This window comes from Pseudacidovorax sp. DMC4, from assembly GCF_056314265.1.
Genome location: NZ_JBQUYR010000002.1, coordinates 433,611 through 454,356, shown reverse-complemented (window position 1 = coordinate 454,356; position 20,746 = coordinate 433,611). Strand labels below are relative to the sequence as shown.

The following is a 20,746-nucleotide window of genomic DNA, read 5'->3' as shown; positions in this document are numbered from 1 at the left end:
GCGCCGCGTCAGGTCAGGTCGGTGATGACGGGATGGTCCAGCTGAAGGCAGGCGCGGTGCAGCGCAGGCGCCATGGTGACCAGCGGCGCCTTGAGGTCGACGGCCAGCTTGAGGTAGGCCGCATCGTGAGGGCCGAGCTGCATCGACTGCGCCCAGGTCCAGAACTCCAGCGGCGAGATGCGCATGGGCGCCAGGGCCACCGGCAGCCGGCTCAGCAGCCGCAGCACGTGCTGGTGGACGGCCGTCGTGAACCGGCCGGTGGCCAGCGCGCAACCGGTGGCGTGGAGCACATCGAGCGGGAAGGTGGCGGCGCTGGTTGCGCTTTCTTCCTCCGTCATGACGCGGATCAGCGCCTGCGACACGCGATCGCTGCCTTCGGACGGGAAGGCCCAGCGGGTGAAGGCGGAGGCGTCAATGACCAGCATCGTCGTCCTTCGGGTGCCCGGCCGTGGGGGGGTCGCTCTTGACCCATGACCCCGTGCGCGCTGCCTGCGCGGCCTCGTGCTGCTGCCACAGCAGGTCGAAGCCGGCGCCCTGCTCAGCCGCCGTCGCAGCCACCTTGGCGCGCAGCGCCTGCAGCTCTGCCACGATGGCCTGCCGCCGCGCCTCGATGCTGGGCTGCAACGACTCGGGTTCCTTGATCAGCCGGATCACCCGCTTGCCGTGACGCGTCAGCACCACCTCCTCGCCGTTCTCGACAGCGCGGATCAGTTCGGAAAGCTGGCTCTTGGCTTGGTGGATCGGGACGGTGTGCATATCGAATCTGGCCCGTCTATGAGGAATTCGGACCATATTCTAACGGAGGAAGGAAAAAGGGCCAGAAAAATCTGGCCCTTTTCAAGATGCAACTGGATCACTCCGCCCGGTAGTTCGGTGCTTCCTTGGTGATTTGCACATCGTGCACATGGCTTTCGCGGATGCCGGCTGCCGTGATCTCAACAAACTCGGCCTTCGACTTCATCTCGTCGATGGTGGCGCAACCGCAGTAGCCCATCGAGGCGCGCAGGCCGCCGGCCATCTGGTAGACGATGGACAGCATCGACCCCTTGTAGGGCACACGGCCTTCGATGCCTTCGGGCACCAGTTTGTCGGCATTGGGGTTGCCCGTGCTCGACTCCTGGAAGTAGCGGTCGGCACTGCCTTGCTGCATCGCACCGATGGACCCCATTCCGCGATAGCTCTTGTAGCTGCGACCCTGGAACAGGATGATCTCGCCCGGCGCCTCTTCGGTGCCGGCAAACATGCCGCCCATCATCACGGTGCTGGCGCCGGCCGCGATGGCCTTGGCGATGTCGCCCGAGTAGCGGATGCCGCCGTCGGCGATCAGTGGAATGCTGTCGCCCAGCGCCGTGGCCACGTTGTCGATGGCCATGATCTGCGGCACGCCCACGCCGGCCACGATGCGCGTGGTGCAGATGGAACCCGGGCCGATGCCGACCTTGACCGCATCCGCGCCCGCCTCGGCCAGCGCCTTGGCGGCGGCGCCGGTGGCGATGTTGCCGCCGATCACATCGACCTGCGGATAGTTCTGCTTGACCCAGCGCACCCGCTCGATAACGCCCTTGCTGTGGCCGTGGGCGGTGTCGACCACGATGGCGTCCACGCCGGCCTTGACCAGGGCCTCGACACGTTCCTCGGTGCCTTCGCCCACACCCACCGCCGCGCCCACGCGCAAGCGGCCCGATGCGTCGCGCGCCGCGTTCGGGAAACTGGTCTGCTTGGTGATGTCCTTGACGGTGATCAGGCCCTTGAGTTCGAAGTCGTCGGCCACAACCAGCAGACGTTCGAGCTTGTGCTTGTTCAGCAGTGCCTTGGCCTCGGCGGGCGAGGTGCCCTCGCTCACCGTGATGAGCTTGGCCCGTGGCGTCATGATCTCGGTGACGGGCACGTCGTAGCGGGTCTCGAAGCGCAGGTCACGGCCGGTGACGATGCCGACGACCTTGCCGCCGTCGATCACCGGGAATCCGGAAATGCCCAGCTCTTCCGACAACTGCAGCACCTGCAGCACCGTGTGCTGGGGCGTGATCACGACCGGGTCGCGCAGCACGCCGGATTCGTAACGCTTGACCTTCGCCACCTCGGCCGCCTGCTGCTGGGCCGTGAGGTTCTTGTGCACGATGCCGATGCCGCCTTCCTGGGCGATGGCAATCGCCAGGCGGGCTTCGGTCACGGTGTCCATCGCCGCCGAAACCAGGGGCAGGTTCAGCTCGATGTTGCGGGAAAGGCGGGTCTTGAGGGAGGCGTCCTTGGGCAGGACCTGGGAGAACGCAGGCACCAGCAACACATCGTCGAAGGTGAGCGCTTTGCCGAGAAGGCGCATGGTGAAGCTCCAAAAGACGGATTGTAACGAGCCGCCATTGCTGCCACTACACTGGCCGGATGAGACCCGCAACCTGCGTCCTGTTGGCCCTGCTGGCACTGCCGCTGGCCGCCCAAGCCCAGTGGCAGTGGATCGATGGCAACGGACGCAAGGTGTTCAGCGACCGCCCGCCGCCCGCGGATGTTCCGGCGCGCAACATCATCGGCCGGCCGGCAGGCGGCGGCGCTGGCGTGCCGGCGATGGCTGCGCCGCAGGCCCCCGTCCCCGCTGCGCCCGCCTCCGCGCCGCGCGTGGACCGGGCGCTGGAAGAAAAGGCCCGTCAGGCGGAAGAGGCTGAGAAGGCCAAGCGGGCGGAGGCCGAGGCCAAGGCAGCCAAGGCCAGGCAGGACAACTGCGCCCGCGCCCGCCAGGGGCTGGCCACCCTCGACAGCGGCATCCGCATTGCCCGCGTCAATGGCCAGGGCGAACGCGAGATCATGGACGACGCCGCACGCGCGGCCGAACAGCGACGGCTGCAGGGCGTGGTCCAGAGCGATTGCTTGGCGCGCTGAAGTCCGCCGCAGGGATGTGCCGCCGGCGCATCGGCGTCCGCGCTGGCGAAGCCCTGGCCAATGGGCCTCAGTAGCCCGCCTTGGCGCCCTGCCTTCGTTTGGCAAACAGCCCAGCCGTCCGAGAACCTTGCCGTTGAAAGCGTTCGCGCCGCGCCACCTTCGGATCCACCAGCAGAGGGCGGCACAACTCGACGCGGTCTCCAGGACGCAATGGCGTCTCCCAGGGCACTGCTCGCCCCCAGATGCCAGGGCCGGCTTCAAGGGCCCAGCCGGGCCACTGCTCGCCCACAGCGCTTGCAGCGGCCGCCTGGCGCAGCGTCGTGCCTTCGGCCAGTTGCAACCGCTGCTCGCCCACCTGTCGCGGCGCGGCCGACCAGCACACGACGATGTCGATCATGCAGCCGGGCCGCCCTCGCCATAGACCTGCTCGGCCCGCTTGACGAAGGCCTCGACCAGCGTCGATGCGATCTTGTCGAACACCGGGCCCACCAGCGCCTGCAGCGCGAAGTTGTCGAAGCCGTAGTTAAGGTCCAGCGTGACGCGGCAAGCCCGTTCACCCTCCTGGCCGACAGGGGCGAACTTCCAGATGCCTTCGAGTTGCGAGAACGGCCCCTTGACGAGCTTGAGTTGCACCTCGCGGCCGGGCACATGGGTGTTGCGCGTGGTGAAGCTCTGGCGCATGCCGCCGAAGGCGAGGCCGACTTCGGCCGTCATGCCTGCCTCGTCCTGCTCGATCACCTGGGCCCGGTCGCACCAGGGAAGGAACTCGGGGTAGCGGGCCACATCGGTCACCAGGTCATACATCTCGGTGGCGCTGTACCAGATCAGGACGGACTTATGGACACTTTTCATAGAATCTGCACGTGTGTGCGGGCCGATTGTAGGAATGCCATGCGCCCCCAAATGGAATCCACATGGCCAACAAAAAGCAGGACAACACCAATCCCCGCATCGCCGACAACAAGAAGGCGGCGTACAACTACTTCTTCGAGGAGCGCTACGAGGCCGGCATGGTCCTGGAGGGCTGGGAGGTCAAGGCGCTGCGCGAAGGCAAGGTGCAACTGACCGACGGCTACGTGCTGATCCGCGACGGCGAGATGTTCATCGTCGGCTGCCAGATCAACCCCCTCAAGAGCGCGTCGACCCACGTCAACCCCGACGCCATCCGCACCAAGAAGCTGCTGCTGCACAAGGAAGAGATCCGGCGCCTGACCGGCAAGGTCGAGCAGAAGGGCTACACGCTGGTGCCGCTCAACCTGCACTGGAAGGCCGGCAAGGTCAAATGCGAGATCGCCCTGGCCAAGGGCAAGGCCGAGCACGACAAGCGCGACACCATCAAGGACCGCGAGGGCAAGCGCGAGGTCGAGCGGGCGCTCAAGGTGCACAACCGCTGAGGGCCAGACGGGCGGATGCGCGCCAGCGCGAATCCAGCAGCCGGGCACCGCGCCCGCACACTTTTTTCGGCTCGCCTGGAATAAACCGCGATGCGCTGGCGTTCATGCAGTCAATGAGCGCCTCCCACGCCATCGTCGGCCAGATCCCCGCCCTGCGGCGCTACGCCCGCGCGTTGACGGGCGACGCCTGGGCCGCCGACGATCTGGTGCAGGACACGCTGGAGCGCGCCTGCCACAAGTGGTCGCTGTGGACGCCGGGCACCGATCTGCGGGCTTGGCTGTTCACCCTGATGCACAACCTGCACGCTAGCCAGCTGCGGCGAGCGCCGGCACCCGCGGTGGATATCGACGCGCTGGAAGCGGAACCCGCGGCCATGTCCTCGGCAGCCGATGGATCGCTCGACCTCCAGCGCTGCCTGTTGCTGCTGCCCGACGAACAGCGTGCGGTCCTGCTGCTGGCTGCGCTGGAAGACCTCTCCTATGCCGAGATCGGCCGCGTGCTCGGCGTGCCCATCGGCACCGTGATGTCGCGGCTGTCCCGCGCCCGCGAGCGGCTGCGCCAGCTCATGGATGGCCATCCCCCCGAGCGCGCCGGCGCGGGCCCCAGCGGCCGCCCTGCCCTGCGGCGCCTCAAATGAGCCCCCGACCCGCGCCATGAACCGCCCCGACCCACCGCCAACGCACCGCTCCCCCGACGAGGAATGGGATCGCCTGCGCCAGCAGTTGCGGCAGCTGCACGCGCCGGTGCTGGAGGAAGCCCCGCCCGCTGGCCTCCTGGCCGCCGCCAAGGCATTCGAAGAAGCCGTGGCGCGCAAGCGCCGCCAGGCCCAGGCGCTGCGATGGAGCGGCATGGCCGCCGCCCTCGTGCTCGCCTTCGGCGCCGGCTGGTCGGCCAATGGACTGCAAGGTGCAACCGGCGGACACACCATGGCCGCAACCCAGGCGCCGCCCTTGCGTGGCTTCGTCCGCGAAGCCGCGGTGGCCTACAGCCTCTACGTGCCCGAGAAGCGCCACCCTGTCGAAGTCGGGGCCGCGGAGGAGCAGCACCTGGTGCAATGGCTGTCTCGTCGGCTGGATCGGTCCCTGAAACTGCCTGACCTGGTATCTCAAGGCTACGCGCTGGTCGGCGGCCGCCTGCTGCCGGGCACGGCGGGCGCGCGTGCGCAGTTCATGTACCAGAACGCCGAGGGCCAGCGCCTGACGCTCTACCTCGGGCAGCTCGATGCCGGCACACCCGAAGCCAGGGGCGCCGCCTTCCGCTTCGAGGCCGGCCCGCAGCTGTCGACCTTCTATTGGGTGGACGACGGCTTCGGCTATGCGCTGAGCGCGCCCCTCGGCCGCGACCGCCTGCTTGCGCTGGCGCAAACCGTTCATGGGCAGCTGTGAGACAGGCACCGAATTCGCCCTGCGCCTACGCGGCAGGCCCCGACCCCCTTCCTACACTCGTCCCGCTGTCTTTCGTTCAACCAGGAGAACCACATGATTGCCATGAAGAAGACCACCCTGATCGGGGTACCCGCCCTCGCACTGGCTGCGCTGCTGGCCGGCTGCGCCACCACCCCCGCGCCCGACATGCCCACCCGCACCGTGGACGGCGTGCTGATCGGCCCGAACGGCAAGACGCTCTACACCTTCGCCCGCGATGCGCAGAACAGCGGCAAGTCGATGTGCAATGCCCAGTGCGCCGCCAACTGGCCGCCGCTGATGGCCCCGGCCGATCCCAAGCCGATGGGCGGCTACACCATCGTGATGCGCGATGACGGCAGCAAGCAGTGGGCCTACAACGGCTGGCCGCTCTACTACTGGTCCAAGGACGCCAAGCCGGGCGACCGCACCGGCGAAGGCATGCTCAACGGTGCCTGGAAGGTTGCCCGTCCTTGAGAAGAGGCTGAAAAGCGCCGCGGTCGCACTTGAAGGGCGACCAGGTCAACAAAAGCACGAAGGGGGCATTCCGCCCCCTTTTCTTTTGCTGCGCGGCCACGCCGCGCCATTGAGGGTCAGCACGGCCCACGCGCCGCACGCCATCCAAGCCATTCGTTGGCCACCAGCGCACCGATCACCAGCAAGCCACCGCTGAACACCGTCGGCGCCGGCACCTCGCCCGCTCCGACCCAGGCGAGCGCGATGCCGAAGAGCACTTCCAGCAGGGCCAGCAGTGCCACCTCGGGCGCCTTGAGCACGCCCGCGGCCATCATCGACAACATGCACGGAATGGCAAGCTGGAACACGCCCAGAAAGCCCAGCAGCGCCAGGTCGCGTCCGCTGGCCGTGAAGGGCCAGGCCAGCGGCAGCGTGCAGGTGGCCGACACGGCGGCCCCGATGAGCACGGCTGGCAGGAGATCGACGTCAGCCCCGCTGGCATGGGCCTGCTGCACGTTGGTCCAGTGGCAAGCCCCGGCGATGGGCACGCACAGGGCCACCAGCGTGCCCGCCAGCGCGCCGTCGTCGCCGATCTGCGCGCCATACATCCAGGCGATGCCCGCACCGGCCACGGCAATGGCCGCCCAGGTGCGCGCCGGCAGGCGGTGGCCGATGAAGAGGCGCGCCGCCAGGGCCGCGAGCAGCGGCCCGGTAGCCAGCGTGACCAGCACGTTGGCCGTCGTGGTCAGCGTGAGCGCCACCATGAAGGCGGTGAACATCACGCTCCAGCAGGCGCCGGAGATCCAGAGGTGACGTCCGCCCTCGCGCAGGCTGCGCCAGAGGCCACGGCCGCGCCAGGCACCGAGGATCAGCACCATGGCCAGCAGCGTGAAGAAGCTGCGCCAGAAGGTGACCTCGAAGCTGACCGCCCGCTCCAGCTGGCGGGTGACGACGCCAGCCGTCGCCCACATGAGCGTGACCAGCACCATCAGGGCGACAGCGCGCCCATGTGTGAGGCCGCGCCGCGCCGAGCGCGCAGGATCAGGCTTCGCGGCTGGCGCGCTTGCGCTCATGTTCCTTCAGGAAGCGCTTGCGCAGGCGGATGCTCTTGGGCGTGATCTCGACCAGTTCGTCGTCCTCGATGAACTCGACGCCGTATTCGAGCGTCAGGTCGATGGGCGGCGTGATCTTGATCGCGTCTTCCTTGCCGCTGACGCGGAAGTTGGTCAGCTGCTTGGTGCGCGTGGCGTTGACAACCAGGTCGTTGTCGCGGCTGTGGATGCCGACGATCATGCCTTCGTACACCGGATCATTCGCCTTCACGAACATGCGGCCACGGTCGTCCAGCTTGCCCAGGGCGTAGGTGAAGATTTCACCGTCATCCATGGAGATCAGCACACCGTTCTTGCGGCCGCCGATGTCGCCCTTGTGCGGCTCGTAGCTGTCGAAGATGTTGCTGATGAGGCCCGAGCCGCGCGTCAGGTTCAGGAACTCGTTGGTGAAGCCGATCAGGCCGCGCGCCGGAATGCGGTATTCCAGGCGCACACGGCCGCGGCCGTCCGGCTCCATGTTGACCAGCTCGCCCTTGCGCTCGCCCAGGGCCTGCATCACGCCGCCCTGGTGGCCTTCCTCGATGTCGGCCGTCACCAGCTCGATGGGCTCGTGACGCTCGCCATCAATCGTCTTGAAGACCACACGCGGCTTGGAGACGGCCATTTCATAGCCCTCGCGGCGCATGTTCTCCAGCAGGATGGTCAGGTGCAGCTCGCCGCGGCCCATGACCTCGAACACGCCTTCCTCGTCCGTCTCGTTCACGCGCAGCGCGACGTTGTGCTGCAGTTCCTTCTGCAGGCGGTCCCAGATCTGACGGCTGGTCACGAACTTGCCTTCGCGGCCGGCCAGCGGGCTGGTGTTGACGCAGAAGTTCATGGTCAGGGTGGGCTCGTCCACCTTGAGCATCGGCAGCGGCATGGGGTTGGCCGGGTCGGTGACCGTCACGCCGATGCCGATGTCGGCGATGCCGTTGATCAGCACGATGTCGCCGGGGCCGGCCTCGGTGGCCTGCACGCGGTCCAGCCCCTGGAAGGTCAGCACCTGGTTGACGCGGCCCTTGTAGCTCTTGCCGTCCGGGCCTTCGCACACCAGCACGTCCTGCATGGGCTTGAGCGTGCCCTGGCTGATGCGGCCCACGCCGATGCGGCCCACGAAGGTGGAGAAGTCCAGCGCCGAGATCTGCAGCTGCAGCGGCGCAGACGGGTCGCCCTTCTGCGACGGCACGTGCTTGAGCACGGTGTCGAACAGGGCCGACATGTCGGGGCCCCACTGCTCGCCCGGCGCACCCTCTTCCAGCGAGGACCAGCCGTTGATGCCCGAGGCATAAACGACCGGGAAGTCCAGCTGCTCGTCGGTCGCGCCCAGCTTGTCGAACAGGTCGAAGGCGGCGTTCACCACCTTGTCGGGATTGGCGCCGGGCTTGTCCACCTTGTTGACCACGACGATGGGCTTGAGGCCGAGGGCGAGGGCCTTCTTGGTCACGAAGCGCGTCTGCGGCATCGGGCCTTCCTGCGCATCGATCAGCAGCAGCACGCCGTCCACCATGGACAGCGCCCGCTCCACCTCGCCGCCGAAGTCCGCGTGGCCGGGGGTGTCGACGATGTTGATGTGCGTGCCCTTCCAGCTCACGGCGCAGTTCTTCGCCAGGATGGTGATGCCCCGTTCCTTTTCGATGGCGTTGTTGTCCATCACCGTGTCGACCACCTTCTCGTGGTCGGCGAAGGTGCCGGACTGGCGCAGCAGCTGGTCCACCATGGTGGTCTTGCCGTGGTCGACGTGGGCGATGATGGCGATGTTGCGGATCTGTCGGGTCATGGTGTCGTTACCTCCTGCGAGGGCTCTGGTGACTTTGAATGGGTTTGCAATAGGGTCTGCTGGATTTCGAGCGGGCTCAGCAGTCGCCCGGGAATCAATTCGCCGGCCTTCACATGGGCACTGCCCAGGAAGGCTTTGGGCTGTGCGCCAAAGACGGCCACCGCCTCGGCATCGGTCCAGTGGCCACGCCGGCGCATGCCGGACAGGAAGCGACCAGCATCGTCCGTGCCCAGCGTGACGGGCACATGGCCGGCCACGAGCGCATCAGTGGGCAGCAGTGCTTCGAGGCGCTGCGCGTCGTCCATGGCCTCCAGCGCCTGCAGCGACACGCACTGGTGGGCCGCGAAGGGTCCGGTGCGAGTGCGGCGCAGGGCCGTCAGGTGGCCGCCGCAGCCCAGCGCCGCGCCGATGTCGGCGCCCAGCGTTCGGATGTAGGTGCCTTTGGAGCACTGCACCGCCAGGCGCAGGAAGGGCTCCGGCCCCTCCAGTTGTGCGTCGAGCAGCGTCAGCGCATGGATCACGACCGCGCGCGGCTCGCGCTCCAGCACGATGCCTTGCCGGGCGTATTCATAGAGCGCCTTGCCGTCCTTCTTGAGGGCGCTGTGCATCGGCGGCACCTGCGAGATGGGTCCGCGAAAGCGCACCAGCACCGCCTGCACTTGCTCGGGCGTGCAGTCGACCGGCTGCTCGCTGGTCACCTCGCCCTCGGCATCGCCCGTGCTCGTCGTGCGGCCCAGGCGGACCGTGGTCTCGTAGCACTTGTCGGCGTCCAGATGCAGCTGGCTGAACTTGGTGGCAGCGCCGAAGCACAGCGGCAGCACGCCGGTCGCAAGCGGATCCAGCGTGCCGGTGTGGCCGGCCTTTTCGGCGCGCAGCAGCCATTTGGCCTTCTGCAGCGCCTGGTTGCTGGACAGGCCCAGCGGCTTGTCGAGCAGCAACACCCCATGCACAGGGCGCCGCTGCACCCTGACACGGGATGGCGACGTCATCGGTCTACTCTTCTTTCGAGCGCGAGGACACCGCCTTGGCGATCAAGGCGTTCATGTCCGCCGCACGCTCGGTGGTGCGATCGAACACGAAATGCAGCGTCGGCACGGTGTGAATGTGCAGCCGCTTGAACAGGCCGTTGCGCAGGAAGCCGGCAGCCTGGTTCAAGGCCTCCTGCGTCTCCTGCGGATCACCCACCAGCAGGCTGAAGAACACCTTGGCGTGGGCATAGTCGGGCGTGACCTCGACGGCCTGCAGGGTGACCATGCCCACGCGCGGATCCTTCAGCTCGCGGGCGATCAGCTCCGACAGATCGCGCTGGATCTGGTCCGCGACCTTGAAGCCGCGGTTGGGGACGGATGACTTCTTCGCTGGCATGGCGTAGGGACCTCTGACCGGCGCTTACAGCGTCCGGGCGATTTCCTTGATCTCGAAGAGCTCCAGCTGATCACCCTCGCGGATGTCGTTGTAGTTCTTGAGCTTGATACCGCACTCGAAGCCTTCGCGCACTTCCTTGACGTCGTCCTTCATGCGCTTGAGCGAATCGAGCTCGCCGGTGTAGATCACCACGTTGTCGCGCAGCAGGCGGAAGTGGGCGTCGCGCTTGACCACGCCGTCCAGCACATACGAGCCGGCCACCGTACCGATCTTCGTGGCCACGAACACCGTGCGGATCTCGGCGTGGCCGATGACCTCTTCGCGACGCTCGGGCGCCAGCATGCCGGCCATCGCAGTCTTCAGCTCGTCCACGGCGTCGTAGATGATGCTGTAGTACTTGATGTCCACGCCATTGCCTTCGGCGAGCTTGCGCGCGCCCGAATCGGCACGCACGTTGAAGCCGATGACGATGCCCTTGGAGGCGATCGCCAGGTTGACGTCCGACTCGCTGATGCCGCCGACGCCGGCGTACACCACCTGCACGCGCACTTCTTCGTTGCTCAACTTGAGCAGCGACTGCGACAGCGCTTCCTGCGAACCCTGCACGTCTGCCTTGATGATGATCGGCAGCGTCTTGACCTCGCCGGCCGTCATCTCGGAGAACATGTTCTCCAGCTTGGCGGCCTGCTGGCGGGCCAGCTTGGTGTTGCGGAACTTGCCCGCGCGGTAGGTCGCGATCTCGCGGGCACGGCGCTCGTCGGCCATGACCATGAAATCGTCGCCGGCCTGCGGCACCTCGGTCAGGCCCTGGATCTCCACCGGGATGGAGGGACCGGCCGACTTGGTGTTCTTGCCGTCCTCGTCGGTCATGGCACGGACACGGCCGAAGGTCGCGCCCGCCAGCACCACGTCGCCCACCTTCAGCGTGCCCGATTGCACCAGCACCGTGGCCACGGGGCCGCGGCCCTTGTCCAGCTGGGCTTCGATCACCAGACCCTTGGCGGCGGCATCCACCGGCGCCTTGAGCTCCAGCACTTCGGCCTGCAGCAGCACCTGCTCCAGAAGCTCGTCGATGCCCTTGCCGGTCTTTGCCGAGACCTCGACGAAGGGCGAGTCGCCGCCAAATTCTTCCGGCACCACCTCTTCGGCCACCAGCTCGCTGCGCACGCGTTCGGAATTGGCATCGGGCTTGTCGATCTTGTTGATCGCCACCACGATCGGCACCTTGGCCGCCTTGGCATGCTTGATGGCTTCCTTGGTCTGGGGCATGACGCCGTCGTCCGCCGCCACCACCAGGATGACGATGTCGGTGGCCTGCGCACCACGGGCACGCATGGCCGTGAAGGCCTCGTGGCCCGGGGTGTCCAGGAAGGACACCATGCCGCGCGGCGTCTCGACGTGGTAGGCGCCGATGTGCTGCGTGATGCCGCCGGCCTCGCCCGCCGCCACCTTGGTGGTGCGGATGCGGTCCAGCAGCGAGGTCTTGCCGTGGTCGACGTGACCCATGACGGTGACCACCGGTGCCCGCGGCAGCGCGTCGGCCGCTGCGGCTTGCACTTCTTCCTCGGTGAAGGCTTCGGGATCGTCCAGCGCGGCCACGACGGCCTTGTGGCCCATTTCCTCGACGAGGATCATGGCCGTGTCCTGGTCCAGCGACTGGTTGATGGTCGCCATCTGGCCCAGCTTCATCAGCTGCTTGATCACCTCGGAGGCCTTGATGGCCATCTTGTGCGCGAGCTCGGAGACGGTGATCGTCTCGGGCACGTGCACTTCGATGATGCGCTGCTCGACCGGTGCCGACTGTTGCGGCGAGTCGTCGCGATCACCGCCGCCACGGCGGCTGCGGGGCCCGCTGCGCCAGTTGTTGCGGCCCACGCCGCCGCTGGCATCGCCGCGGGTCTTGATTTCCTTCTTCTTGGCGTTGTCGTTCGCCCAGCTGGAGGACAGCTTGGCCGACTTGACCTCCTTGCCGGCGCCAGGCGCGGCAGCCGGCGCGGCCGTCGTGCCAGCAGGACGCGTGCCGGTACCGGTGGCAGGCTTGTGCAGCGTGCCCTTGACGGCCGGCTTGGCCTCGACGGGCTTCGGCTCTTCCTTCTTGGCGACGAGCACGCGCTTGGGCGCGTTCATCATCTGGCGGATGGCCTCGGCCTCGGCCAGGGCCTTGCGGCGGCGCTCGTCCAGGTCGCGGGCACGGGCGGCTTCGGCGTCGGCGGCCGCCTTGGATTCGGCGGCGGCCTTGGCGCGCGCCTCTTCGCGGGCGTCCTCGCGGGCCTTCTCGGCAGCGGCGCGGTCGGCAGCGACCTTGTCGGCGCTGGCCTTCGCGGCGGCTGCGGCATCGGCTTCAGCCTGGGCGCGGGCACTGGGTGACGACGCCACGCGGGCCTGGTGCGCGGCGGCGTTCAGCGCGGCAGCCTCGGCGCGCGCACGCTCGACCTGCACCTCGCGATCACGGCGGGTACGGTCCACGGCGTCCACGGCATCGGCCTTCGCACGGGCAGCCGCCTCTTCAGCGTCTTCTCTTGCCTGGCGCTCGCGCTCGGCAGCCTCGGCCGCCTCACGCTCGGCGCGCTGCCGGGCGAGTTCCTCTTCCTGCCGGCGCAAGGCCTCGGCGGCCTGACGGGCCTCCTCCTCGCGGCGGGCCAGCTCGGCCGCACGGCGGGCGAGTTCGGCCTCTTCCTCCTGCTGCGCGGCGGCGTTGTCGACCGGCGCATCGTCGCGCTGCATGAAGGTGCGCTTCTTGCGCACCTCCACCTGGATCGTGCGCGCACGGCCCAGGGCGTCGGCCTGCTTGATTTCGCTGGTCGATTTCTTGGTCAGCGTGATCTTCTTGCGCTCAGGCGGCGCGGCAGTGCCATGGCTCGCCTTGAGGTGGCTGAGCAGGCGCTGCTTGTCGCCCTCGGTGAGGGCATCCGAAGCGGCAGACTTGGCCACGCCGGCGCTGCGGAGTTGGTCAAGCAAGGTTTCGGGCGTCTTCTTGAGTTCTTGTGCGAACTCTGCAACGGTAGTGCTGGACATAGGATCTGGTGCCTCCCATCACATCACTCTTGCGCGCCGTCGAACCAATGTTCGCGTGCCTTGAGGATGAGGGACTTTGCTTCGTCGGCGGTCTGGCCGGTGATTTCGGTGAGTTCGTCGACGGCGAGGTCGGCCAGGTCGTCGCGGGTGTGGATGCCGGCTTCCGCCAGCTTGCCGATCAGTTCGGGCGTCAGGCCTTCCAGGTCGCGCAGGTTCTGCGACACGGCCTCCACCTTCTCCTCGCGGGCGATCTCCATCGTGAGCAGCACGTCCTTGGCACGGGCGCGCAATTCGTTGACGGTATCTTCGTCGAAGGCCTCGATCTCGAGCATCTCGGCGATGGGCACGTAAGCCACCTCTTCCAGGCTGGAGAAGCCTTCCTGGATCAGGATGTCGGCGATTTCTTCATCGACATCCAGCTTCTCCATGAAGAGCTGGCGCGTGACGGCGGTTTCCTCGGCCTGTTTCTGGGCCGATTCGTTCGCGTCCATGATGTTGATCTTCCAGCCCGTGAGCTCGGAGGCGAGCCGCACGTTCTGGCCGCCGCGGCCGATGGCGATGGCGAGGTTTTCCTCGTCCACCACCACGTCCATGGCGTGCTTCTCTTCATCGACGACGATGGACTGCACGTTGGCCGGGGCCAGCGCGCCGATGACGAACTGGGCCGGATCCTCCGACCACAGCACGATGTCCACGCGCTCGCCGGCGAGCTCGTTGGTCACGGCGTTGACGCGGGTGCCGCGCACGCCGACGCAGGTACCGATGGGGTCCACGCGCTTGTCGTGGCTCAGCACGGCGATCTTGGCGCGGCTGCCGGGGTCGCGGGCGCAGCTCTTGATCTCGAGCAGGCCCTGCTCGATCTCGGGCACTTCGTTGCGGAAGAGCTCCATCATGAACTCCGGCGCCGAGCGCGACAGGATGATCGGCGCGCCACGCAGCGTCAGGTCGACCTCCATGATCATGGCCCGCACGCGGTCGCCATTGCGCAGGTTTTCCTTGGGGATCATCTCGCCGCGGCGCAGGCGCCCCTCGACCCGGCCGGACTCGACGATGATGTCGCCCTTGTCCATGCGCTTGACGGTGCCGGTGAAGATTCGCTCGCCGCGCGACATGAAGTCGTTGAGCAGCATCTCGCGTTCGGCGTCGCGGATCTTCTGCAGGATGACCTGCTTGGCGGCCATGGCGCCGATGCGGCCGATGGGCAGCGACTCGACGGGCTCCTCGATGTACTCGTCGACCTGGATGTCCGCCACTTCTTCCTTGGCTTCGAACAGCAGGATCTCCTGGTCGGGCAGCTGCAGGCCGGCCTCGTCGGGCACGACGTGCCAGCGGCGGAAGGTTTCATAGGCGCCGGTGTCGCGGTCGATGGCCACACGGATGTCCACATCGCCCGGATACAGCTTCTTGGTCGCCTGTGCCAGGGCGGATTCCACGGCGGCGAAGACGACGTCGCGCTCGACGTTCTTCTCGCGCGAGATCGCATCCACCAGCATCAACATTTCGCGATTCATTCGATGACCCTACTGTTCGTTCTTGTCACTGCGGCGTCGCCGCGCCGCTCTTGGGCTTGCGCCCCTTGAAATCCACGATGGGGGCGAGTCGCGCCTCGCGCAACTCGTCCAGGGTGAAACCCAGCGCCTGCAGCGTGGCGGGCGCGCGCTTCTTGCTGATCTTCTGGCCCGGCTTGGCGGGCGTGGGCTCGTCGCTCCAGACGATCTGCCAGCCATGGCTGCCGTCGGCCGCCTCCACGCGCTCGAGCGTGCCGCGGAACTTCTTGCGGTTGGCGCTGACCTGGCCGGCGGCCGCCTGGCCCATGGGCGCCTTGAGCACGATGTCGATGACCTCGCCCACGAAACGCTCGAAATCGCGGTCGTGGCGAAGGGGGCGGTCGATGCCGGGCGAGGAGACCTCGAGCCGCTGGTAGTCGACGCCTTCGACCTCGAGGGTGTATTGCAACTGGCGGGTGACCTTCTCGCAGTCCTCGACGGTCACGAAGGCTTCTTCAACGCCTTCGGCAACGGGGCCCGCCCAGGGCAGATCGATCGTGACACGCAGCAGCCCACCGGCCGAGCGCTCGATCTCGACCAAGTCGTAACCCAGCCCAGACACTGTCTGGGCTACCGTTTTTTCTACCGTCTGCTGCAATGCCACCGTTCGCGTGCGTCCTTCTGACTGAGAGCCCTGGCCGATCTTTGCTGCCGCACCAGAACCGAAGGCCTGCCGGACGGCAGTGCATCCGGCGGGCCTGAACATCAAGTACCCGAGGCGGCGAAGAAGGGGGGACAACCAAAAAAAAAAGGGCGGTGAGTACCCGCCCGTTTGGTCGTGAGCCTCCGATTATAGGGAATTTGTGTCGCAATTGCACCTGCTGCGCAGCAGGGCGGCCAACACTCACGCAGAAAGGCAAATAGGAGCCCGAATGGCCGCTCTTTCCTTTCGCATTCCTTGCCGTACCGAGCGCGCCGGATTCAGCGCCCTCGCCCCTTGGATGCAGTGCGGTGCCAGACGATCACGAACAGCAAAGCCCCCAGCATCAGCGCTGCCGCAGCCACCCACAGTGCCGGCGCAAAGCTGCCCCAGCGCTGCGCCACCGGTGCGGCGAAGAGCGGCCCCACGATCTGCCCCAGTCCGTAGGAGGCCGTGGCATAGCCGATCAGTCCGGCCGCGGCATTGCCGCGCAACCGGCGCGCCTCCCGCACCGCGAACAGGGTGACCGCGGTGAAAGGCAGGCCCAGGAGCATGCTGCCGACCGCAAAGCCCGTGATCGTCGGCCACGTCACCGACAGCAGGACACCCAGCGCCTGCATGACATAGCCACTGGCGAGCAGCAACCGATTGTCCCAGTGCTGCGGTGCCTGGCCGCCGATCAGCACCCCCGGCACCACGGCCAGCCCGAAAAGCGGCCAGAACAGGTCGGGCCAGGTCGAGCCCGGCAACGCCTGCCGGGCGATGACCGGCAGGAAGGTCGCCGTGATGATGTAGCCGAAGCCCGCCAGGCCGTAGAGCCCGACCAGCCAGGCCGCCTCGGCGCCGCCGCTGGCCGCGGCCGGCGGGATGGGCGAAGCCGCTGCGGACGCAGGCACTCCCTCGCGCCCATCGTCGAAAACACGCCACACCAGCGCAATCAAGGCCATGGCCAAGCCGCCATATACGCACCAGGCGATCGAAGCCCCCCAACGCCCTGCCGGCCCACCCAGGAAGCCCGTGATCGCAATGCCCAGGCCCGGCCCCGCATAGATGACGCCCCCCAGTCCGGGCGCATGCGCCTCGGCCAGGCGGCGCGCACCCCATCCGCTGGCAAAGACGAAGACCCAGGCGCTCGCGAGCCCGGCCGCCGTGCGCAAGGTGGCCCAGGCGGCAAAGCCATGCAGCAACCCCATGCCGACCAGCAGCGCGGCCGTGGCCATCAGCCCCCCGCGAACCAGCGTGCGCGCAGGCGCACACAGCCAGGCGCTGGACAAGGCGCCGAGGAAATAGCCCAGGTAGTTGAGCGAGGCAAGCACGCCGCCCGCCTGCAGATCGATCTGTCCCTCGCCGAGCATGACCGGCAGCATGGGCGTGAAGGCGAAACGGCCCAGACCCATGGCGACCGCCAGCGCCACCATGCAACCCAGGGCGGCGCGCCAGGCCTGGGCGCTTTCGGAGCGCGGGCCGCCCTGGCCGGCGCCGCTCACGTGGAATGCCCCATCAGCGCCGCGGAGACGAGCTGACGGGTATAGGCATGGACCGGTGCGCCGAGCACGGCATCGACCGGCCCCTGCTCGACGATGTGTCCGTCCTTCATGACGACCACCCGGTGCGCCATCGCCTGGACGACCTCGACGTCGTGCGTGATGAGCAGGTAGGCCAGGCCCTGCTCACGCTGCAGCCGCTGCAGCAGGGCCAGCACCTGCTTCTGGATGGTGACGTCGAGCGCGCTGGTGGGCTCGTCCAGCACCAGCAGGCGCGGCTGCACGATCAGCGCGCGCGCAATAGCGATGCGCTGGCGCTGTCCGCCCGAGAACTCGTGCGGATAGCGCGACAGCAACTGCGGGAACTGCGCTTCTTCGAGCCCGACTTCTGCGAGCGCCTGCACGACCCGCGCATGCCGTTGCGGCGCCTGCAGTTCGGGGGCGTGGACCGACATGCCCTCCCCCACGATCTGCGCCACCGTCATGCGCGGCGACAGCGACGAAAAAGGATCCTGGAACACGGCCTGCACCTGCCGCCGCAGCGCCCGGTCGGCCCTGGCGCCGCGGCGCCACGCCAGCCCGGCCACGCGCATCTCGCCCGCAAAGGGCAGCAAGCCCAGTGCAGCCAACGCCAAGGTCGACTTGCCGGATCCGGACTCGCCGACGACGCCCAGCGTCTCGCCGGGTCGGATCAGAAGGTCGGCGTCCTGCACCGCGACGAACCGGTCGCGGCCGAACCAGCCGCGAACGCCCGGACGCGGCACGGGATAGCTGACCGCGACCTCGCGGGCCGACAGCACCGGCGCTTCGTCGCCCTTCGCCGGCACCTCGGCCACGCGCCGCTCGGGCCGGCTGTCGATCAGCTTGCAGGTGTAGGGATGCCGCGGCGCGTCGAAGACCTGCCGCACACTCCCCTGCTCCACCATGCGCCCATGCTCCATCACGGCCACACGGTCGGCAAAGCGCCGCACGAGGTTGAGGTCGTGCGTGATCATCAGCACCGCCATGCCATGGCGCTGCTGAAGGGTGTCGAGCAGGTCGAGGATCTGCACGCGCAAGGTGACGTCCAGTGCCGTCGTTGGCTCGTCGGCGAGCAGCAGCCGCGGCTTGCAGGCCAGCGCCATGGCGATCATGGCGCGCTGGCGCTGCCCGCCCGACAGCTGATGCGGAAAGGCGCGCGCGCGCCGCGCCGGCTCCGGCACGCCGGTGTCGGCCAGCAGTTGCACGGCCGCCTCATGGGCGGAGCGGGCGTCGAGGCCTTCGTGCAGTCGCAGCACCTCGGCGATCTGGTCGCCCACCGGGTAGAGCGGGTTCAGGGCCGTCATCGGCTCCTGGAAGATCATGGCGATCTCGCGGCCACGGATGCCGCGCAACGCGCGTTCGGGCAGCGCCAGCAGATCGCGCGGCGGATCACCCGCCAGCCGGGCCTCGCCGCTGACCTGCGCATCGGGCAGCAGACGCAGCAGACTGAGCGCCGTGACGGTCTTGCCCGAACCGGACTCGCCCACCAGCGCCAGCTTCTCGCCCGGTGCCAGCTCGAAGTCGACGCCATGCACCACCGGCTTGCCGTCGAACGCGATGCGCAGGTTGTTCACACGAAGAAGCGCTTCGGTCATGAATCAGGCCTTCCGCGGATCCATGGCGTCGCGCAGCGCGTCACCCATGAAGGTGAGCAACATCAGCGTCACCACCAGCACACCGAAGGTGGACAGCGAGATCCACCAGGCGTCGATGTTGGCCTTGCCCTGGTTGAGCAGTTCGCCCAGGGACGGCGTGCCCGGTGGCACCCCGAGGCCGAGGAAGTCCAGCGAGGTCAGCGCCAGGATGGCCGCGCTCATGCGAAAGGGCAGGAAGGTCACCACCGGCACCAGGCTATTGGGCAGGATGTGTCGCCACATGATGGCCAGGTTGCCCACGCCCAGGGCGCGGGCCGCGCGCACATAGTCCATCTGTCGGTTACGCAGGAACTCGGCCCGCACATAGTCCGACAGTCCCATCCAGCCGAAGAGCGAGAGCAGCACCAGCAAGAGCGCCACGCTGGGCGCGAAGATCGCGCTGAAGATGATCAGCAGGTAGAGCTCGGGCATGGAGCCCCAGATCTCGATGAAGCGCTGGAAGGCCAGGTCGGTCCTGCCGCCGAAGAAGCCCTGGATGGCGCCGGTGATCACGCCGAGCACCACGCCGATGGCTGTTAGCGCCAGCGCGAACAGCACGCTCACCCTGAAGCCGTAGATGAGCTGTGCCAAGAGGTCGCGGCCGCGGTCGTCGGTGCCCAGCAGGTTCTCGGACGAGGGCGCAGCCGGGTTCGGCCGGCTGGCGAAGTAGTTCAGGGTGCGGGGCCCGTACGGGTTCGGCGCGTACAACGCCCAGTTGCCCCCCTGCGTGATGCGCTCACGGATGAATGGGTCGAGGTAGTCGGCCGGTGTCTCGAAGTCGCCGCCGAAGGTCTTCTCGGAATAGTCGGTCAGCACCGGAAAATAGAGCTGGCCGTCGTAGCGCACCACCAGCGGCCGGTCGGACGACAGCACCTCGGCGAAGAGGCTCAGCACCACCAGCACGGTGAACAGCACCAGGCTGACGAAGCCCAGCCGGTTGCGGCGAAAGCGCCGCCAGGCACGGCGCCCTGGCGACAAGGGAACGGAAGGCGCGGAGGTGTCGCTCATGCTCAGTCGAACTTCACGCGCGGATCCACCCACACGTAGCAGAGGTCGCTGATCAGCTTGGTCACCAGGCCGATCAGCGTGAAGAGGTAGAGCGTGCCCAGCACCACGGGATAGTCGCGGCGGATCACGCTCTCGTAACTGAGCAGGCCCAGGCCGTCGAGCGAGAACAGCGTCTCGATCAGCAATGAGCCGGTGAAGAAGGCACCGATGAAGGCGGCCGGGAAGCCCGTGATGATGGGGATCAGCGCATTGCGCATGACGTGCTTCCACAGGATCTGCTTCTCGCGCAGGCCCTTGGCGCGGGCCGTCAGCACGTACTGCTTGCGGATCTCTTCGAGGAAGGCGTTCTTGGTCAGCATGGCCGTGACGGCAAAGCTGCCCAGCACCATAGCCGTGATGGGCAGCGCGATGTGCCACAGGTAGTCAACGATTCGCGCGCCCCAGGACATCTGCTCCCAGTTGGCCGAGGTGAGCCCGCGCAGCGGAAACCACTGCAACTGGCCGCCAAAGATCACCAGAAGGGCCACGCCAAGTACGAAGCCCGGAATCGCATAGCCCACCAGCACGAGCAGCGTTGTCACGAAGTCGAAGCGCGTGCCCGCCCGCACCGCCTTGGCGACGCCCAGCGGCACGGCGATGAGGTAGCTGATGAAGAAGGTCCACAGGCCCAGGCTGACAGACACCGGCAGCTTCTCCTTGACCAGGTCCCACACCGCCTTGCGCTGGTAGAAGCTCTGGCCGAGGTCGAAGCGCGCGAAGGCTTTAAGCATCTGCCAGAAGCGCTCGGGCGCCGGCTTGTCGAAGCCGTAGAGGGCCTTGATCTCGGCCACCTGCTGCGCGCTGAGCCCTTGCCGGCCGCGGTAGGCCGACCCACCGGCAGAAGGCCCCTCGCCCCCGGCCGATCGGCCCTGCAGTTGCGACACCATCTGCTCGACCGGACCGCCCGGCACGAACTGGATGACCGCGAAGCTCACCAGCAGCACGCCCAGCAGGGTCGGCACCATCAGCAGCAGACGTTTGAGGATGTAGATGGGCATGC

21 protein-coding genes are annotated in these 20,746 nt (G+C 67.6%); 5 read left to right on the top strand and 16 right to left on the bottom strand.

Annotated features, from left to right (window positions below):
- Positions 1-8: 8 nt before the first annotated feature.
- The 3 genes from ACT54X_RS05815 to guaB form a co-directional block, all read right to left on the bottom strand.
- Positions 9-425 (bottom strand): type II toxin-antitoxin system VapC family toxin, encoded by a 417-nt coding sequence (locus tag ACT54X_RS05815; protein WP_354318994.1) that lies wholly within the window; start codon positions 423-425, stop codon positions 9-11.
- On the bottom strand, positions 412-756 hold the full coding sequence (locus ACT54X_RS05810) for a type II toxin-antitoxin system Phd/YefM family antitoxin (protein WP_476345479.1): 345 nt from the start codon (positions 754-756) through the stop codon (positions 412-414). The genes ACT54X_RS05815 and ACT54X_RS05810 overlap by 14 nt, the downstream gene beginning before the upstream one ends.
- A gap of 97 nt (positions 757-853) precedes the next feature.
- The gene (guaB, locus tag ACT54X_RS05805; RefSeq protein ID WP_304309297.1) at positions 854-2,320 is read right to left on the bottom strand and encodes an IMP dehydrogenase; all 1,467 of its coding nucleotides are present in this window, start codon (positions 2,318-2,320) and stop codon (positions 854-856) included.
- Between the two features lie 59 nt (positions 2,321-2,379).
- Here guaB and ACT54X_RS05800 point away from each other — a divergent pair, with 59 nt between their 5' ends.
- On the top strand, positions 2,380-2,871 hold the full coding sequence (locus ACT54X_RS05800; protein WP_294365060.1) for a DUF4124 domain-containing protein: 492 nt from the start codon (positions 2,380-2,382) through the stop codon (positions 2,869-2,871).
- A 67-nt stretch (positions 2,872-2,938) separates the two neighbouring features.
- Here ACT54X_RS05800 and ACT54X_RS05795 read toward each other — a convergent pair whose 3' ends face one another.
- Positions 2,939-3,268 carry an RnfH family protein gene (locus tag ACT54X_RS05795; protein WP_294365057.1) on the bottom strand — a complete coding sequence of 110 codons (330 nt, stop codon included), beginning with the start codon at positions 3,266-3,268 and terminating at the stop codon, positions 2,939-2,941.
- On the bottom strand, positions 3,265-3,723 hold the full coding sequence (locus tag ACT54X_RS05790; RefSeq protein ID WP_294365052.1) for a type II toxin-antitoxin system RatA family toxin: 459 nt from the start codon (positions 3,721-3,723) through the stop codon (positions 3,265-3,267). The genes ACT54X_RS05795 and ACT54X_RS05790 overlap by 4 nt, the downstream gene beginning before the upstream one ends.
- A 62-nt stretch (positions 3,724-3,785) precedes the next feature.
- Between ACT54X_RS05790 and smpB the strand changes: the two genes are divergently transcribed.
- From smpB to ACT54X_RS05770, 4 genes are all read left to right on the top strand, one after another.
- Positions 3,786-4,265 carry an SsrA-binding protein SmpB gene (gene smpB, locus ACT54X_RS05785; RefSeq protein WP_294365049.1) on the top strand — a complete coding sequence of 160 codons (480 nt, stop codon included), beginning with the start codon at positions 3,786-3,788 and terminating at the stop codon, positions 4,263-4,265.
- A gap of 113 nt (positions 4,266-4,378) precedes the next feature.
- Positions 4,379-4,903 (top strand): sigma-70 family RNA polymerase sigma factor, encoded by a 525-nt coding sequence (locus ACT54X_RS05780; RefSeq protein ID WP_294365046.1) that lies wholly within the window; start codon positions 4,379-4,381, stop codon positions 4,901-4,903.
- Positions 4,904-4,919: 16 nt separating this feature from the next.
- Entirely contained in the window at positions 4,920-5,651 is a 732-nt protein-coding gene (locus ACT54X_RS05775) for an anti-sigma factor family protein (RefSeq protein WP_294365043.1), read from the top strand.
- Between the two features lie 102 nt (positions 5,652-5,753).
- Positions 5,754-6,146 carry a COG4315 family predicted lipoprotein gene (locus ACT54X_RS05770; protein WP_294365040.1) on the top strand — a complete coding sequence of 131 codons (393 nt, stop codon included), beginning with the start codon at positions 5,754-5,756 and terminating at the stop codon, positions 6,144-6,146.
- Between the two features lie 116 nt (positions 6,147-6,262).
- On the opposite strand, the gene ACT54X_RS05765 is transcribed toward ACT54X_RS05770, so the two are convergent.
- The 11 genes from ACT54X_RS05765 to ACT54X_RS05715 form a co-directional block, all read right to left on the bottom strand.
- Complete coding sequence (locus ACT54X_RS05765; protein WP_294365037.1) at positions 6,263-7,114, bottom strand: DMT family transporter; 852 nt, start codon at positions 7,112-7,114, stop codon at positions 6,263-6,265.
- Positions 7,115-7,166: 52 nt separating this feature from the next.
- The gene (gene typA / locus ACT54X_RS05760) at positions 7,167-8,993 is read right to left on the bottom strand and encodes a translational GTPase TypA (RefSeq protein WP_294365034.1); all 1,827 of its coding nucleotides are present in this window, start codon (positions 8,991-8,993) and stop codon (positions 7,167-7,169) included.
- Entirely contained in the window at positions 8,990-9,982 is a 993-nt protein-coding gene (gene truB, locus ACT54X_RS05755) for a tRNA pseudouridine(55) synthase TruB (protein WP_294365031.1), read from the bottom strand. Before truB ends, typA begins: the two co-directional genes overlap by 4 nt.
- 4 nt (positions 9,983-9,986) lie before the next feature.
- Positions 9,987-10,358 (bottom strand): 30S ribosome-binding factor RbfA, encoded by a 372-nt coding sequence (rbfA, locus tag ACT54X_RS05750; protein WP_114804132.1) that lies wholly within the window; start codon positions 10,356-10,358, stop codon positions 9,987-9,989.
- A 24-nt stretch (positions 10,359-10,382) separates the two neighbouring features.
- Complete coding sequence (gene infB / locus ACT54X_RS05745) at positions 10,383-13,373, bottom strand: translation initiation factor IF-2 (protein WP_294365026.1); 2,991 nt, start codon at positions 13,371-13,373, stop codon at positions 10,383-10,385.
- A 23-nt stretch (positions 13,374-13,396) separates the two neighbouring features.
- Complete coding sequence (gene nusA, locus ACT54X_RS05740; protein ID WP_294365023.1) at positions 13,397-14,884, bottom strand: transcription termination factor NusA; 1,488 nt, start codon at positions 14,882-14,884, stop codon at positions 13,397-13,399.
- Positions 14,885-14,909: 25 nt separating this feature from the next.
- Entirely contained in the window at positions 14,910-15,524 is a 615-nt protein-coding gene (rimP, locus tag ACT54X_RS05735; protein ID WP_294365019.1) for a ribosome maturation factor RimP, read from the bottom strand.
- Between the two features lie 317 nt (positions 15,525-15,841).
- A complete protein-coding gene (locus tag ACT54X_RS05730; RefSeq protein WP_294365929.1) occupies positions 15,842-16,978 on the bottom strand; it encodes a YbfB/YjiJ family MFS transporter in 1,137 nt (378 codons plus the stop codon).
- A gap of 65 nt (positions 16,979-17,043) precedes the next feature.
- Positions 17,044-18,660 (bottom strand): ABC transporter ATP-binding protein, encoded by a 1,617-nt coding sequence (locus ACT54X_RS05725; protein WP_294365017.1) that lies wholly within the window; start codon positions 18,658-18,660, stop codon positions 17,044-17,046.
- Positions 18,661-18,663: 3 nt separating this feature from the next.
- Complete coding sequence (locus tag ACT54X_RS05720; RefSeq protein WP_294365014.1) at positions 18,664-19,707, bottom strand: ABC transporter permease; 1,044 nt, start codon at positions 19,705-19,707, stop codon at positions 18,664-18,666.
- 2 nt (positions 19,708-19,709) lie between these two features.
- Positions 19,710-20,744 (bottom strand): microcin C ABC transporter permease YejB, encoded by a 1,035-nt coding sequence (locus ACT54X_RS05715; protein WP_294365011.1) that lies wholly within the window; start codon positions 20,742-20,744, stop codon positions 19,710-19,712.
- Positions 20,745-20,746 lie beyond the last annotated feature (2 nt).

Excerpts from the sequence above, each read along its gene's own strand:
- ACT54X_RS05775 (WP_294365043.1), top strand. The coding sequence starts at position 4,920 with ATGAACCGCCCCGACCCACCGCCAACGCACCGCTCCCCCGACGAGGAA.
- ACT54X_RS05725 (WP_294365017.1), bottom strand. The coding sequence starts at position 18,660 with ATGACCGAAGCGCTTCTTCGTGTGAACAACCTGCGCATCGCGTTCGAC.
- smpB (WP_294365049.1), top strand. The coding sequence starts at position 3,786 with ATGGCCAACAAAAAGCAGGACAACACCAATCCCCGCATCGCCGACAAC.
- infB (WP_294365026.1), bottom strand. The coding sequence starts at position 13,373 with ATGTCCAGCACTACCGTTGCAGAGTTCGCACAAGAACTCAAGAAGACG.
- typA (WP_294365034.1), bottom strand. The coding sequence starts at position 8,993 with ATGACCCGACAGATCCGCAACATCGCCATCATCGCCCACGTCGACCAC.
- ACT54X_RS05790 (WP_294365052.1), bottom strand. The coding sequence starts at position 3,723 with ATGAAAAGTGTCCATAAGTCCGTCCTGATCTGGTACAGCGCCACCGAG.
- ACT54X_RS05815 (WP_354318994.1), bottom strand. The coding sequence starts at position 425 with ATGCTGGTCATTGACGCCTCCGCCTTCACCCGCTGGGCCTTCCCGTCC.
- ACT54X_RS05800 (WP_294365060.1), top strand. The coding sequence starts at position 2,380 with ATGAGACCCGCAACCTGCGTCCTGTTGGCCCTGCTGGCACTGCCGCTG.
- nusA (WP_294365023.1), bottom strand. The coding sequence starts at position 14,884 with ATGAATCGCGAAATGTTGATGCTGGTGGATGCGATCTCGCGCGAGAAG.
- ACT54X_RS05780 (WP_294365046.1), top strand. The coding sequence starts at position 4,379 with ATGAGCGCCTCCCACGCCATCGTCGGCCAGATCCCCGCCCTGCGGCGC.
- ACT54X_RS05720 (WP_294365014.1), bottom strand. The coding sequence starts at position 19,707 with ATGAGCGACACCTCCGCGCCTTCCGTTCCCTTGTCGCCAGGGCGCCGT.
- ACT54X_RS05765 (WP_294365037.1), bottom strand. The coding sequence starts at position 7,114 with ATGGTGCTGGTCACGCTCATGTGGGCGACGGCTGGCGTCGTCACCCGC.
- guaB (WP_304309297.1), bottom strand. The coding sequence starts at position 2,320 with ATGCGCCTTCTCGGCAAAGCGCTCACCTTCGACGATGTGTTGCTGGTG.
- ACT54X_RS05795 (WP_294365057.1), bottom strand. The coding sequence starts at position 3,268 with ATGATCGACATCGTCGTGTGCTGGTCGGCCGCGCCGCGACAGGTGGGC.
- ACT54X_RS05715 (WP_294365011.1), bottom strand. The coding sequence starts at position 20,744 with ATGCCCATCTACATCCTCAAACGTCTGCTGCTGATGGTGCCGACCCTG.
- rbfA (WP_114804132.1), bottom strand. The coding sequence starts at position 10,358 with ATGCCAGCGAAGAAGTCATCCGTCCCCAACCGCGGCTTCAAGGTCGCG.
- ACT54X_RS05730 (WP_294365929.1), bottom strand. The coding sequence starts at position 16,978 with ATGGTGGCGCTGGCGGTCGCCATGGGTCTGGGCCGTTTCGCCTTCACG.
- truB (WP_294365031.1), bottom strand. The coding sequence starts at position 9,982 with ATGACGTCGCCATCCCGTGTCAGGGTGCAGCGGCGCCCTGTGCATGGG.
- ACT54X_RS05770 (WP_294365040.1), top strand. The coding sequence starts at position 5,754 with ATGAAGAAGACCACCCTGATCGGGGTACCCGCCCTCGCACTGGCTGCG.
- ACT54X_RS05810 (WP_476345479.1), bottom strand. The coding sequence starts at position 756 with ATGCACACCGTCCCGATCCACCAAGCCAAGAGCCAGCTTTCCGAACTG.